Raw genomic sequence first — 12,680 nt, 5'->3', positions numbered from 1 at the left:
TTGTGTAGAAGCTTAGTAGCAATGTACGTGAAAGGGAAAATTGTTATCGAAAATATATTACACCGTTCAACAAAAGGGAGAGGATAGCCGTGTGGAAATATTTAGCTAAGAGATTACTTCAAATTCCTCCAGTTCTATTTATCGTTACAATCATGATTTTTGTTCTTGTTTATATAGCTGGAGATCCTGTTGCCACAATGTTGCCAGCAGATGCATCACCAGAGGAGATAGCTCAGTTTCGCCATGCGCTGGGATTTGATGAGCCGTTTTATGTCCAATTTGGCAATTATATCTTAGATTTGCTACGTGGGGACTTTGGTGAATCCTATCAATACGGGACTTCAGCTTTAGGTCTTGTGTTAGAAAGACTTCCTGCAACGCTAGAGTTAGCTACTGCATCGATGATTATTGCAATTCTAATTGCTATTCCATTGGGCATTTTATCTGCAGTAAAACCAAATACGTTCATTGACTTTTTTGCAACAAGCTTTTCTGTATTAGGAAAAGCTATACCAAACTTTTGGCTAGGAATAATGCTGATTTTAGTTTTTTCGGTGACATTAAAAGTATTGCCGGTTTCAGGAACAGGTAGCTATGCCCATATTGTTTTGCCTGCTATTACTTTAGGGACGGCAATGTCGGCAGAAATCACACGTCTTGTGCGTTCTAGTATGTTAGAAATACTTCATCAAGATTATATTCGAACAGCACGAAGCAAAGGCTTAAAATATTCAGCCGTTGTGATAAAACACGCCTTTAAAAATTCTTTGGTACCTGTAATAACGATTACCTTCCTTCAAGCAGCTGCTTTAGTTGGTGGATCGTTAATTACGGAAATGATATTTGCTTGGCCAGGACTTGGACAATTGATAATACAAGCGGTATATGCAAAGGATCTTCCAATTATTCAAGCTGCAGTTTTTGTCACAGCAAGCATGATTATATTTATCAATATACTGACTGATATCATGTACCGTGTACTAGATCCAAGGATAAAGTTTAATTAAGGAGGAGGTAAATCGATGGAATTGAATAATCAGGCTGAGCTATCTCCTTATCCAGTTGAGAGCAGTAGACAAAAAGAAAACATGAGTAAAAAGCTTCGGGTTCTTTTAAAGAAGTTATTAACTAGCAAAACGGGAGTTGTAGGTCTCTTTATCGTGTTGACTGTATGTTTAATGGCATTGTTAGCGCCGGTCATCGCGCCATACGACCCAAATAAAATAGATACGGCTAATATGTTAAAGCCACCATTTTGGCTTGTTAACGGGGATTTAAGTCATATTCTAGGTACAGATAATCTCGGACGTGATATTTTAAGTAGACTTATTTATGGTTCGAGAATATCTATTATTGTAGGTCTACTTTCTGTTGTCGTCGGAGGATTAATAGGTGTTATATTTGGCCTTATTGCAGGTTATTATGGTGGAATTCTAGATAGTCTTATTATGAGATTCGTAGATTCATTTTTAGCTATTCCTACCACCTTATTTTGTATCGTATTTTTGACTGTATTAAATCCTGGATTGTTTACACTGATCTTCGTCATTGGTGTAACAAATTGGGTTATGTATGCAAGCTTAGTTAGAAGTGAAACACTCAGTATCAAAGAAAGAGAATATGTAAAAGCGGCGAAGACAATTGGAGTTTCAAATTATCATATTATCTTCCGTCATATTTTACCTAATGTTTTTTCATCCATTATCGTCATCTCAACATTAAGTATTGCTGGAACTATTATTACAGAATCTTCCTTAAGTTTTTTAGGATTAGGTATTCAACCTCCTGCCATTTCATGGGGTATTATGCTGAGTGAAGGAAGGGAACATCTTGCAACTAGTTGGTGGTTATCGACTTTTCCTGGTGTAGCTATTTCCATTACAGTCCTTGGAATTATTTTTCTTGGGGAATGGTTACGGGATGTACTAGATCCTAGATCACGAGGAATGAAATCTTAGTGAATGGAGGAATGGAAATGACCAAGATGCTTGAAGTAGTAAATTTAAAAACTCATTTTTATACAGAAAACGGAATTATTCCTTCAGTAGATGGGGTATCATTCACCATCGATAAAGGACAAACAACTGCAATTGTTGGTGAATCAGGCTGCGGTAAAAGTGTCACTTCTTACTCAATCATGAGATTAGTAGATTCACCAGGAAAGATTGTAGATGGAGAAGTTATTTTTGAAGGGAAAGATTTAACTAAGATATCAGAAAAAGAGATGCGATCCATCAGAGGTAATGATATTTCGATGATCTTTCAAGAGCCTCTAAGTTCTCTTAATCCGGTAGTTAAAATTGGGAAGCAACTTATTGAAACACTTATTCTTCATCAAAAACTAACAAAAAAAATGGCTAAACAAAGAAGCATAGAGATGTTGAATAAAGTAGGATTACCGCGTGCTGAAAAGATATATGAATCATATCCCCATGAGTTAAGTGGTGGGATGAGGCAGCGTGTGATGATTGCTATGGCATTAGCGTGTAGCCCAAAGTTACTAATCGCTGACGAACCGACGACTGCTCTAGATGTAACTATTCAAGCTCAAATTTTAAAATTAATGAAAGGATTAAGAGATGATTTCCATACATCCATTTTATTAATTACACATGATTTGGGTGTAGTGGCAGAAATAGCGGATAAAGTGATTGTTATGTACTCAGGTCAAGTAGTAGAGGAAGCAGATGTATTTAGTCTTTTTGCAAATCCAAGGCATCCATACACACAGGGATTATTAAATAGTACTCCCCATCTGGATGATGAAAAGGATGATTTAGAACCAATTAAAGGAAACGTACCTTCTCCAGCAAATCGCCCTACTGGTTGTTCCTTTCATACAAGATGTCCACACGTGAAGGCAATCTGCCGTCAAAAGAGTCCAAATCTAATAAGCTTGGGTGATTCTAATAAGGTCAGATGCTGGCTTTATGAAGAAAACCAGGAGGAGTTGCTTTATGCTGAAAACATTGGAAGATAGCAGTCGTTTAAATGGTGAAACCGGACAGCAACTGTTGATCTTAGAAGGCCTCAAAAAGCATTTTGAGGTGGGAGGAAATTTTCTTAAAAAGAATAAGGAATATTTGAAAGCGGTCGATGGTATCAATTTAACCGTAAATAGTGGAGAAACTTTGGGAATTGTCGGAGAATCTGGATGTGGAAAATCAACCTTAGGCAATCTGATTATGGGTTTATTAAAACCTACAGAAGGAAAGATTATTTTTGATGGTTTAGAAATATCTTCATTAAAGGAAAAAGAATTGAAGAAGAAACGAACAGATTTTCAAATGATTTTTCAAGATCCTTTTTCATCATTGAACCCAAGGATGAGATTATTTGATATCATAGCCGAACCGTTAATAACTCATTTGAAACTCGATAAAAAAGAATTGGAAAGGAGAGTATTTGAATTAATGGATGATGTAGGTTTGGATCCTACTTACTCCAACCGATTCCCACATGAGTTTAGTGGAGGGCAAAGACAAAGAATTGGGATTGCAAGAGCCCTTGCTCTAAAGCCGAAACTAATTGTATGTGATGAACCAGTTTCTGCATTGGATGTATCCATTCAAGCTCAAATATTAAATTTACTGTCCTCTATTCAAAAAAAATATCAGTTAACTTATATTTTTATCGCTCATGGGTTGCCGGCTGTTAAACATTTTAGTGATCGTATTGGAGTTATGTACTTAGGAGATCTTGTGGAGTTAACAACGAAGGAGCAGTTATTTAAAAGGCCGATGCATCCTTATACTGCTGGACTATTAGCTTCTGTCCCTATTTCTAGCCCTACATTAAGAAATAGCCGTAAGAATGTTGGCATCGAGGGAGATATCCCAAGTCCAGTTAATCCGCCATCGGGCTGTAAGTTTCATACGAGATGTCCAATTGCAACTCAAAAATGTAAAGATGTGCTACCAGAATTTACCAAAAAAGAAAGTGGCCATTTTGTTGCCTGTCACTTTCCATACTAGATTTATAGAAAAAAGCCTATAATAAGGCTTTTTTCATATGTTCAACAAAGCTATTAACCGGTGATAGCTCAAGGGAGGACTCTCGGTACATTAGCCATGTCTTCCGGGTTATTAACTCATCATTTTCGGCTCTTAAATCATATGTATAGAATGAGTCATGTGAAGTAAGAGCTGATTTAGGGATGATGGCATATCCTAAATTATTTGCAACCATCTCTTTGCATGTTTCGACCTTATCAATCTCCATGCTAATCATCGGAGCTGATGTAAAGTTCTCCTGCCACCAATTTTCAATTAGTTTGGATAATGGGTTTGAAGGCTTTTGTGTTTTTCTAATAAGGTTATTCGGCTGATAGGAAATCATTGGTGTAGAGGGCAACTCTTTCAGCTGGATAGGTCTATTAGAAATAATGGAAATTGGATCTTCATATAAAAGTATCTTATCTTCATACCAATCATAATTTCCTGTTACAATACCAATTTGAATAACATTTTCTTTTAATAACTGTACAATCTCTGAACTCCAACCAGAATTTATCTTAACTTGCACTTTAGGAGTCAACTCCAGGAATTTTTTGATGATAGGGGGTAGACTGTACAACGCAAAATTACTAGAAACACCTATTCTAAGTCGTCCCTGGGTATTGTTTTTGATTAAACTCATATAATCCTTCATTTTACTTATCTCAAGTAGCATATTTTTTGAGAATTCAACTAAGTAATCCCCCTCGGGTGTAAACCTCATTTTGTTACCTTCTCGTTTCAGAACTTTAATATCATACTCCTGCTCAATTTGCTGCAGCCGATAGGTAAGAGCAGGTTGAGACATAAATAACCGATTCGCTGCCTTCGTAATATTTTGTTCCTCATGTATTATCACTAACAATAAGCAATCTTGTTCTTTCATAATTGGAATCTCCTCTTTGTGAGACGTTTGACTAGGTTAAGTATAACTTTACTTTAATTATACACGCTTAAAAAGAGTCCCTGTGTTAGAATTAAATATACAATATTCTGTCTACTCTGTATTATATTATTTTGATAAAATGAAACTATAAGGAATTACGGGATGGTTCTAAATCAATTCAGAATTTAAAGAGAACCTTGTGGTACCTTTTACTAATACTTTCCTGCAAGAGCTAGTAACTTTATTTTTGTGGTTTTCCACTCTTTTCTTATTTCATCCCAGTTAATAATTTCAAATCACTTGCAATCTTCTATTATTTTAGAAACAATAAAATCTCCGATTAAGGTGCTTTTAGAGCATTTAATTTATTTTTGTGCCGGCATTTTTATTTACTAGTATGAGATTGTGTAGTATTACACTTAAACTAACGGGTGCTTTAGCAGAACAGTGCTGGCTGTCAGTCGGCAGCCTTTTTATTATTCAACTAAAGCGGCAGTTTAGCTGAATAAGCAGGTATATAAAATATTCAATGGTTAAATCATTTGGATAAGGGGGTTACTAAATGGAAATTTTTATACCCATTGGCTTGGGATTTGTTATAAATTTATTAGTTTTTATTATTTCTAAGAGTCTAAAACAAACTAATAATAGGTCATTACTAATATGCTTGTTTTCCTTTCTAGCGGTTCTACTAGCATCCTTTATTATCGGTTCTTGGTTGGGGATGGGTATAGGTATAATCAGTTTAGGTATGCTAATTTTCGTGTTTTTGGTTGGGTTTGTAATCACAATTATTCCTCGTAAAAAATAATATAAGATATTCAACAAACAGGTGCTTTACTTCAATAAAGGTAAAGCATTTTTTTCTCATTAAACTAAAGAAGCAGTTTAGTTGAACAAGAACAAGATGTTAATATAGGTTTGTAAGAGTCGCTGTTTAAGCATTAAATGAGGAATGAGGAGGAAATTGATTATGAATTGGGGAGTTATGTTAATCGAATCTAAAGCCTTAAGAATTATTATAAAAGGAGCCTTCTGGGGATGTATTGCTTTAGCTTTATTTATTCTCTTTATGATAGGTAATTTTCTCTTCAAAATATATATTTTAGATTATAGGTTTGATGATGGAGAACTACATCCACCATTTGAAACTTCGATAAACAATGAACAACCTTAATCAACTAACGGGTGCTTTACTTCAAGAAGGAGTAAAGCTTTTTGCTTATGGAACTAAAGGGGCAGTTTATTTGAACACCATCTTATGAGTGCAATAATTTAAAAATGGGACAGTCTCAAATTGGGTTAATGGGTCAGGGGAATTGAATTATTATTCCGCATGTATGGTTTATTATCACCTAAAGCAGTTATAACAGAACTGCGAGAACTACACTTAAATCAGTTCCACGGGACAGAAAACCTTCCTGTTTTATGAGACAATGAGATAGGCTTAATTTTGCACAGCTTGGGATTTGGATATGCAAAATTAATGAGTAGTACTTTTTAGAGGAGACATTGAAATGACTGTGGGGAAAAATGAAAAATTTATCATACTAGCTGTGTCATTAGGCGTAATCCTTAATCCATTAAATACGACCATGATTACAGTAGCATTGCCAGCAATTCAAAAGGATTTCCAACTGACCACAACAAATGTTTCATGGTTAGTTGCTTCTTATTTTATTATTAGTGCGATCTTTACACCGTTAATTGGGAAATTGAGTGATATTTACGGAAGGAAATTGATCTTTCTAATTGGTCTTGGGCTAGTGGTGGTGTCATCCATTTTCGCACCGTTATCTCCGAATTTGCCTGTGTTACTTGTGATGCGTGGGATTCAAGCAATTGGTACCTCGGCACTCTTTCCAGCTGGAGTTGGGATTATACGTAATACAATTCAGCACAATCAAAACCGCGTGATTGGGACATTAGCTGTTTTTGCAACAACGTCTGCTGCATTCGGACCCACTATAGGTGGAATGCTCATTCAGTTCGGTGGATGGCCGGTTATTTTTTATGTAAACTTGCCGATACTTGCAATTGGAATTGGATTAACGTTGATGTTTATCCCGAAAGATAAGAAAAACACGGCTAAATCATATAAGTTGGATGTAATTGGAATTTTGTTGTTTAGTTTATTTATTACTTGTTGGATGATCTTTTTACTTGGACTCGAGCAAAGTATTCAAATCGGAACATTGATTCTTGCGATTGTACTAACGATTGTTTTCTACATGTATGAGAAAAGAAGAGATGAACCATTTATCAATGTTAATTTCTTTCGAAAAAACTTGAATATGGCAGTTATCTTTGCTCAGTACATTTTATCAACCGTAATATTCTTTGCGGTGCTGTTAAGCTTCCCGACATTTATTCAAACTGTGTTAGGTAAAAGCTCTCAGATGGCGGGAATCGTGATGCTATCGCTTTCTATCTTTGCAATGATTATGACACCTATCGCCACTAGATGGATGGAGCGGTCAGGATTTCGAATTCCATTATTGATCAGTGTTCTAGTCGGATTAGTGGGCGTGATCTTGTTATTTACCGTTAAGGAAAATTCTCCTTTAGTTTGGATTGGTGTCGTGCTAGCGGTTACTGGAATTAGTAACGGGATACAGAATATTGGACTGCAAAACTTGTTGTATACCTCTATTAGTGTTGAGGAAAGTGGAATTGCGTCTGGACTACTTATGACATCGAGGTTTATTGGAAATATTTTGGCTTCGAGTATTTTTGGTGTAGCGTTTGCTACAGGAATGAGCGTAGGAAATCTGAGTACAATGGCGATTGTATTATTGGTTGTTGCTGTTGTGTTGGTTCCTGGTATGCTTTATGTTACGGTGTATGAGAAGAAGAATTATAGTAAAAAAACATAGTCATTTTTTTACTCCCATGAAAATTAAAATCTTCGATTTAGAGAAAAAGGCAATACGAAATCGGACGCAGCTCAATAATTTTTTTAAAAAGTGCAGCGCCTAAATGAGAATTAAATTGTGGGTTGGACTAGGAGGCATTTGGTTCAGTGATTGTAACGTTGTAACCTAAGTTTTGAAGTCTTCGAACAGAATATCGTACAATCGATTGTTCTTTTTGTTTGTCAAAGTAATCTTCACCTAAGTCTACGTACATTTCTTTGCGTGTTAGGAGATAATAGCTGATTCTTAAAATGGCATGAGCGACTGATATCCCTGCACGCTTTTTACCCTTTCTTGATGCAGTACGCCTATACAGGGCTCCCAAGTAGGTTTTGGATGCTCTAACAGAATGAGCTGCTTCAATTAATGCCGATTTCAAGTACTTGTTTCCTTTTTTCATGTTGGTTGATTTCCTCTTGCCCGCACTTTCATTATGTCCAGGTACTAATCCTGCCCAGGAACATAAGTGCGCCGAACTGGGAAATTGCTTCTCCACATCTGGACCGACTTCAGCTAAGATTTGTTCGGCCATTCGAGTGGCGATACCAGGAATGGAATCCAATCGTTCTATATCTTCATGATGGGAGGATAACCTAGTAGCCACCTCTTCGTTTAATAGTTCAATCTGTTCAGTTAGAAATTCTATATGGACCAGAATGGTTTTTAACATGAGACGTTGATGTGGATTGATATACCCTCGAAGAGCTAGCTCCAGTTCACTCTTTTTCTTCTTCATTGATCGACGGGCAAAGCTAGCTAATTTCTCAGGATCATTTTCGCCATCGGCGATAGCACGGAGCATATCAAGAGACGAAACACCCATGATGTCGGAGACAACGGAACCGAGTTTGATATTAGCTCCTTCTAAAACCTTTTGAATCCGATTGTGTTGTCTCGCACGCTCTTCAATAATACTTCGACGGTACCGAACTAACTCTCGTAATTCGCGCTGATTTCGGTCTGGAATAAAACTTGCTTTAAGTAGACCATGACGAAGAAGTTTGGCAATCCATTCTGCATCCTTCACATCGGTCTTGCGACCTGGTACTGCTTTCATATGTTGAGCGTTCACTACTAAAAACTCAATACTCTCGGCTTCTAGCAAGTTAACAATAGGCTTCCAAAATACACCTGTACTTTCCATTGCTACGTGAGTACAACCATGCTCCTTAATCCAGTCAATTAACTGTAATAGAAATACAGTTTTAGTGGAAAACGTTTGAATCTCCTTTCCTTTTGGCGTAATAATACAAGCAGTAATGGAATCCTTATGGACATCCATCCCACAGGCACGTTCAATGATTACTTCCATTGTAATCATCCTTTCTACGGCAAATAGTATTGGAGGCTGGTGCAATAACCAGAGTAGGATTAATCTCCCATGAGTGCTTCCCGTAAGGGAGCGACAGTCTGTGATGCACCGTGGTCGTTGGAGTCAGACTAACGGATGGGCTCTATGGCACCATAGTTCATCGACCTTCCTCTCCCAGCCGTAGTATCCTATACCCAGGTTTTCACATTTTCATTCTCTGTGGTGTAGCGCTGATTTTGCGCTACATGGATGGCTAACGGGTGCTTTACTTCAAGAAGGAGTAAAGCCTTTTTATTATTGAATTAAAGTAGTAGTTTGTGCAACAAGGACTATCGTAGATTTATAACGCTAAGTAAAGAAATATTATCAAACGACTACTGGGGCACATTTTTGTTTTACATATCATTAATAGATTATTATTTTAGAAAATTAAGATACAATGAGAGTGACTTTATTTAGGAACGAAAGAATGATTCATGTTGGTAACAAACAAGTATGATTTAGGAAGTAGGTAAATAAATGATTCCACTAGTGTATGACCAAGTTAATGGCTGGGGCAAAGACGATGAATTTTTTTTAGCACTATTGAAGAAGATTAATGTAAAAACTATAGCTGATTTAGGCTGTGGGACAGGGAGATTGACAACTCATTTTGCGAAAGAAGACTACCAGATTACAGCTATTGACCCGAATGAAGAAGCGATTGAATATGCGAAAAGTAAAGAGTATCCAGGAGAAGTGATATGGATTGTTGGTGATAGTACGAATTTACAAACAAATGCGTTTGAAGCTATCATTATGACAGCGAATGTTGCACAAGTGTTTCTTACAGAAGAAAGTTGGGGAAATGTCATTGCTGATGCGTATCGGGCATTAAAACCCGGAGGACATTTTATTTTTGATACACGTAATCCATTAGCAAAGGCATGGGAGCAGTGGGAAAAGGACACGACACCGGATGTTGCAACAGATTTGGTGAACGGTGAACCACTTGAAATTTGGACACAATATGAGGGATTAGTAGACGATGTTTTTACGTTTTATGAAACGGTAAAAAAAGCACTTACGGGGGAAGTAGTTATTCATGAAAAAATGCAATTAAAATTTAGAACACAGGAAACAATCTATGAAGCATTAAAAAAAGAAGGTTTTTCACAGATTCAAGTTTATGGAGATTGGGAGTTTAAACAAGCAACATCAAAAACAAAATCTTTTATTTTTCACAGTATAAAATAAATAATTTTCTTGATTTTTTAGGAATTAAGTTTATATAGGCGTAAAAAGATTGTGAAGTATTGTACTTAAACTAACGGGTGCTTTACTTCAAGAAGGAGTAAAGCTTTTTTCTGATTGAACTAACGAAGCAGTTTAGTTCAATCAGAATCATTGCGATAAGCAGGATTTTATTGGACTTAACGGAACTCTAAAAGATAAAATCAAATGGGTGTAAGGAAAATGACAATTAATGAAATAATTATCGAAGCCAAGTCTTATAGAAAGAATTAAATTAAAGTATCCCGATTTTGTTGGCAAAACGGCAACCGAAAGTGATTTAACAAGGTTAGAAAAAGAACTTAAAATAAAATTGCCAGAATGGTATATCGAATTATATACAACAGTCCCTTTAATAGATGCAGAGTTTGGAATTCAAGAAGATGAACCTGATGAGGATTATGATGGGGTTTCATATATTATATGGGGTGGTGTGGATGACATAATCGATGAAAGCACTAAATATGAGCCTGGAATATCGGCATTAGAAGATGGATTTGTATTTTTAGCAAGTTGTTCCCACGGAAGCGGTGACCCTATATATGCAAAACTAAATTCAAAGTAGCCAAGCGTATTTCGAATATACCACGATGATTATTCTAAAAATCAATTAGTAGAAGACCTTACTTCTTTGTTTAAGAATGCAATAATCTAACCAGTTCGGTACTACTCAACTTCTTCAACTAACGAGTGCTTTAGCAAAATATGACCATCATTTCGATGGTCTATTTTTATATCCTATATGTCCTATATATTAAGTTGATCTCAGATATGCATTGTGAAATGTTACACTTCAACTAACGCAGCAGTTTAGTTGAAGAAGAAAAATTGAAACTTAAAGGGTTTTCATTTGTTCATGTTAAATATAGGGGGGAATTATATATGAATAAGTTTGGGTTTTTATCTATTCTAATGGTACTGATTAGCATAATTACGTTTTTTATTGTCAGAGGACCAAATGCAAATTTGTCTTTAGCAATTATACTTCTAGGTTCTTTTTCGTTACTCGGAATAATTTTTGCTGTAATTTCTAAGAGGTGGTTATCAGGTATAATTGGCGTTTTAGCTAATGGAATGGTGCTAGTTTTTGTATATTTCTTATTGTTAGCTAATGGCATAGCTAGTTAAATAAAGCGTTTGGAAAAATTGAGGGGTAAATATTCCGCTAAAGGTGCAGGTTTGGCAAATATATGTATCAAAAATATTCTCTTAGTAGGCTTGATGGAGGTATAACGAAATGATTACGGTACCAAAAGAACATTTTAATATAATAAAGGAGAAAATTAAAGAAGCACCAACATTTGTATATAGCGTATTAGATTGCATTATTAAAGGAACGGTACTTGCGGATTCCTCCAATTATGAATCATTGGTTATTAAGACCGATTCAGGATTGTATTACATTACAGGACAATCAACTGATGAACTATTTCTAAAGAACATAGTTAGAATACATGAGGCGTCACTTAAGCAAGGGAAAAGATTTACATTATTTTCTACTGAATCTACTTGGAATCAGGCAATTGAAAAATGCCTTGAGAAGAAGGTAAGAAAAATACAACGTTATGGTTTTTCCTTTGATTTAATGGCCTTTAAAAATAGAAAAAGAAGTGATTTTAGTGAGTTTGATGTAACAACTATTAATCAATATCAGATTGAACATTGTTTGGAATTTGATAAAAAATACTACGACGAATATTGGGATTCCCCTCATAATTTTCTTCAAAATGGGATAGGTTTTTGTGTGAAGAGTGGAGAGAGGGTTATTAGTGAAGCAGTTTCAATTTTTAAATCTAAAAATTATGCGGAAGTAGATATAATAACCGATTTAAATTATAGAGGAAAAGGGTTAGCAAGTATTGTAGCTGAACAATTTATGGATTATTGTCTTTCCCGAAATATTCAACCTCGTTGGGATTGTGATGTTGATAATATTGCTTCCATCAATTTAGGTAGTAAATTAGGTTTTATTAATCCAAAAGAATATACTGTCTATATTAATAAATAATTCATTATAGTGGAGATTAATTAAGCAAATAATTGAAAATCTAATTCAACGAACGGGTGCTTTACTTTAAGAAGCGGTAAAGCCTTTTCTTATTGAACTAACATAGCAGAATAGTTGCACAAGTATGTTATAAAAAAAGCGGGGGAGATTAATAATGTTGTCCATATCTAAATATAAAAGTGTTTAGTTAAACAAAACCATTATTTCGAATGAAAAACCAAGCACCCTTTGTCAACCAATGATTTTATGGTGCCTGGTTTTATTGAACCTGTTTTGGGTTTTTACTTACATT

The 12,680-nt window shown here is 35.6% G+C and carries 13 protein-coding genes; 11 read left to right on the top strand and 2 right to left on the bottom strand.

From position 1 onward, the window contains the following. The first annotated feature begins 89 nt into the window (after positions 1 to 89). The 4 genes from BLR36_RS09070 to BLR36_RS09055 are packed head-to-tail and all read left to right on the top strand — an operon-like array spanning position 90 to position 3,974. Positions 90 to 1,007, top strand: coding sequence for an ABC transporter permease (locus BLR36_RS09070; protein ID WP_093061432.1), 918 nt, complete (start codon positions 90 to 92; stop codon positions 1,005 to 1,007). Positions 1,008 to 1,022: 15 nt separating this feature from the next. Further along, entirely contained in the window at positions 1,023 to 1,958 is a 936-nt protein-coding gene (locus BLR36_RS09065) for an ABC transporter permease (RefSeq protein ID WP_093061431.1), read from the top strand. A 17-nt stretch (positions 1,959 to 1,975) separates the two neighbouring features. After that, positions 1,976 to 2,980, top strand: a complete 1,005-nt coding sequence (locus BLR36_RS09060; protein ID WP_093061430.1) for an ABC transporter ATP-binding protein — start codon at positions 1,976 to 1,978, stop codon at positions 2,978 to 2,980. Next, positions 2,958 to 3,974: an ABC transporter ATP-binding protein gene (locus tag BLR36_RS09055; RefSeq protein ID WP_093061429.1), complete on the top strand. Its 1,017-nt coding sequence runs from the start codon at positions 2,958 to 2,960 to the stop codon at positions 3,972 to 3,974. Before BLR36_RS09060 ends, BLR36_RS09055 begins: the two co-directional genes overlap by 23 nt. Before the next feature lie 16 nt (positions 3,975 to 3,990). Here BLR36_RS09055 and BLR36_RS09050 read toward each other — a convergent pair whose 3' ends face one another. After that, a complete protein-coding gene (locus BLR36_RS09050) occupies positions 3,991 to 4,881 on the bottom strand; it encodes a LysR family transcriptional regulator (RefSeq protein ID WP_093061428.1) in 891 nt (296 codons plus the stop codon). Between the two features lie 562 nt (positions 4,882 to 5,443). Here BLR36_RS09050 and BLR36_RS09045 point away from each other — a divergent pair. The 3 genes from BLR36_RS09045 to BLR36_RS09035 all read left to right on the top strand — a co-directional run bounded on the left by BLR36_RS09045 (position 5,444) and on the right by BLR36_RS09035 (position 7,757). Further along, positions 5,444 to 5,692, top strand: coding sequence for a hypothetical protein (locus BLR36_RS09045; RefSeq protein ID WP_093061427.1), 249 nt, complete (start codon positions 5,444 to 5,446; stop codon positions 5,690 to 5,692). Positions 5,693 to 5,854: 162 nt separating this feature from the next. Then, complete coding sequence (locus BLR36_RS09040; protein WP_093061426.1) at positions 5,855 to 6,058, top strand: hypothetical protein; 204 nt, start codon at positions 5,855 to 5,857, stop codon at positions 6,056 to 6,058. Positions 6,059 to 6,398: 340 nt separating this feature from the next. After that, on the top strand, positions 6,399 to 7,757 hold the full coding sequence (locus BLR36_RS09035; protein ID WP_093061425.1) for an MFS transporter: 1,359 nt from the start codon (positions 6,399 to 6,401) through the stop codon (positions 7,755 to 7,757). Between the two features lie 127 nt (positions 7,758 to 7,884). On the opposite strand, the gene BLR36_RS09030 is transcribed toward BLR36_RS09035, so the two are convergent. Next, positions 7,885 to 9,108 (bottom strand): IS110 family RNA-guided transposase, encoded by a 1,224-nt coding sequence (locus tag BLR36_RS09030; protein WP_093061424.1) that lies wholly within the window; start codon positions 9,106 to 9,108, stop codon positions 7,885 to 7,887. Positions 9,109 to 9,627: 519 nt separating this feature from the next. Between BLR36_RS09030 and BLR36_RS09025 the strand changes: the two genes are divergently transcribed. The 4 genes from BLR36_RS09025 (at position 9,628) to BLR36_RS09010 (ending at position 12,388) form a co-directional block, all read left to right on the top strand. Further along, complete coding sequence (locus BLR36_RS09025) at positions 9,628 to 10,344, top strand: class I SAM-dependent methyltransferase (RefSeq protein ID WP_093061423.1); 717 nt, start codon at positions 9,628 to 9,630, stop codon at positions 10,342 to 10,344. Positions 10,345 to 10,600: 256 nt separating this feature from the next. Then, entirely contained in the window at positions 10,601 to 10,945 is a 345-nt protein-coding gene (locus BLR36_RS09020; RefSeq protein WP_139185079.1) for an SMI1/KNR4 family protein, read from the top strand. Positions 10,946 to 11,262: 317 nt separating this feature from the next. After that, on the top strand, positions 11,263 to 11,508 hold the full coding sequence (locus BLR36_RS09015) for a hypothetical protein (protein ID WP_093061421.1): 246 nt from the start codon (positions 11,263 to 11,265) through the stop codon (positions 11,506 to 11,508). Positions 11,509 to 11,617: 109 nt separating this feature from the next. After that, a complete protein-coding gene (locus tag BLR36_RS09010; protein WP_093061420.1) occupies positions 11,618 to 12,388 on the top strand; it encodes a GNAT family N-acetyltransferase in 771 nt (256 codons plus the stop codon). The last annotated feature ends 292 nt before the right edge of the window (positions 12,389 to 12,680 follow it).

Origin of the sequence: Psychrobacillus sp. OK028 (genome assembly GCF_900103605.1) — a bacterium.
Taxonomy (GTDB): Bacteria; Bacillota; Bacilli; order Bacillales_A; family Planococcaceae; genus Psychrobacillus.
Note: the sequence above shows the minus strand (reverse complement) of the source record. Positions and strands in the feature narration are given on the sequence as shown.

Excerpts from the sequence above, each read along its gene's own strand:
- BLR36_RS09035 (WP_093061425.1), top strand. The coding sequence starts at position 6,399 with ATGACTGTGGGGAAAAATGAAAAATTTATCATACTAGCTGTGTCATTA.
- BLR36_RS09040 (WP_093061426.1), top strand. The coding sequence starts at position 5,855 with ATGAATTGGGGAGTTATGTTAATCGAATCTAAAGCCTTAAGAATTATT.
- BLR36_RS09060 (WP_093061430.1), top strand. The coding sequence starts at position 1,976 with ATGACCAAGATGCTTGAAGTAGTAAATTTAAAAACTCATTTTTATACA.
- BLR36_RS09050 (WP_093061428.1), bottom strand. The coding sequence starts at position 4,881 with ATGAAAGAACAAGATTGCTTATTGTTAGTGATAATACATGAGGAACAA.
- BLR36_RS09055 (WP_093061429.1), top strand. The coding sequence starts at position 2,958 with ATGCTGAAAACATTGGAAGATAGCAGTCGTTTAAATGGTGAAACCGGA.
- BLR36_RS09010 (WP_093061420.1), top strand. The coding sequence starts at position 11,618 with ATGATTACGGTACCAAAAGAACATTTTAATATAATAAAGGAGAAAATT.
- BLR36_RS09065 (WP_093061431.1), top strand. The coding sequence starts at position 1,023 with ATGGAATTGAATAATCAGGCTGAGCTATCTCCTTATCCAGTTGAGAGC.
- BLR36_RS09045 (WP_093061427.1), top strand. The coding sequence starts at position 5,444 with ATGGAAATTTTTATACCCATTGGCTTGGGATTTGTTATAAATTTATTA.
- BLR36_RS09025 (WP_093061423.1), top strand. The coding sequence starts at position 9,628 with ATGATTCCACTAGTGTATGACCAAGTTAATGGCTGGGGCAAAGACGAT.
- BLR36_RS09015 (WP_093061421.1), top strand. The coding sequence starts at position 11,263 with ATGAATAAGTTTGGGTTTTTATCTATTCTAATGGTACTGATTAGCATA.
- BLR36_RS09030 (WP_093061424.1), bottom strand. The coding sequence starts at position 9,108 with ATGGAAGTAATCATTGAACGTGCCTGTGGGATGGATGTCCATAAGGAT.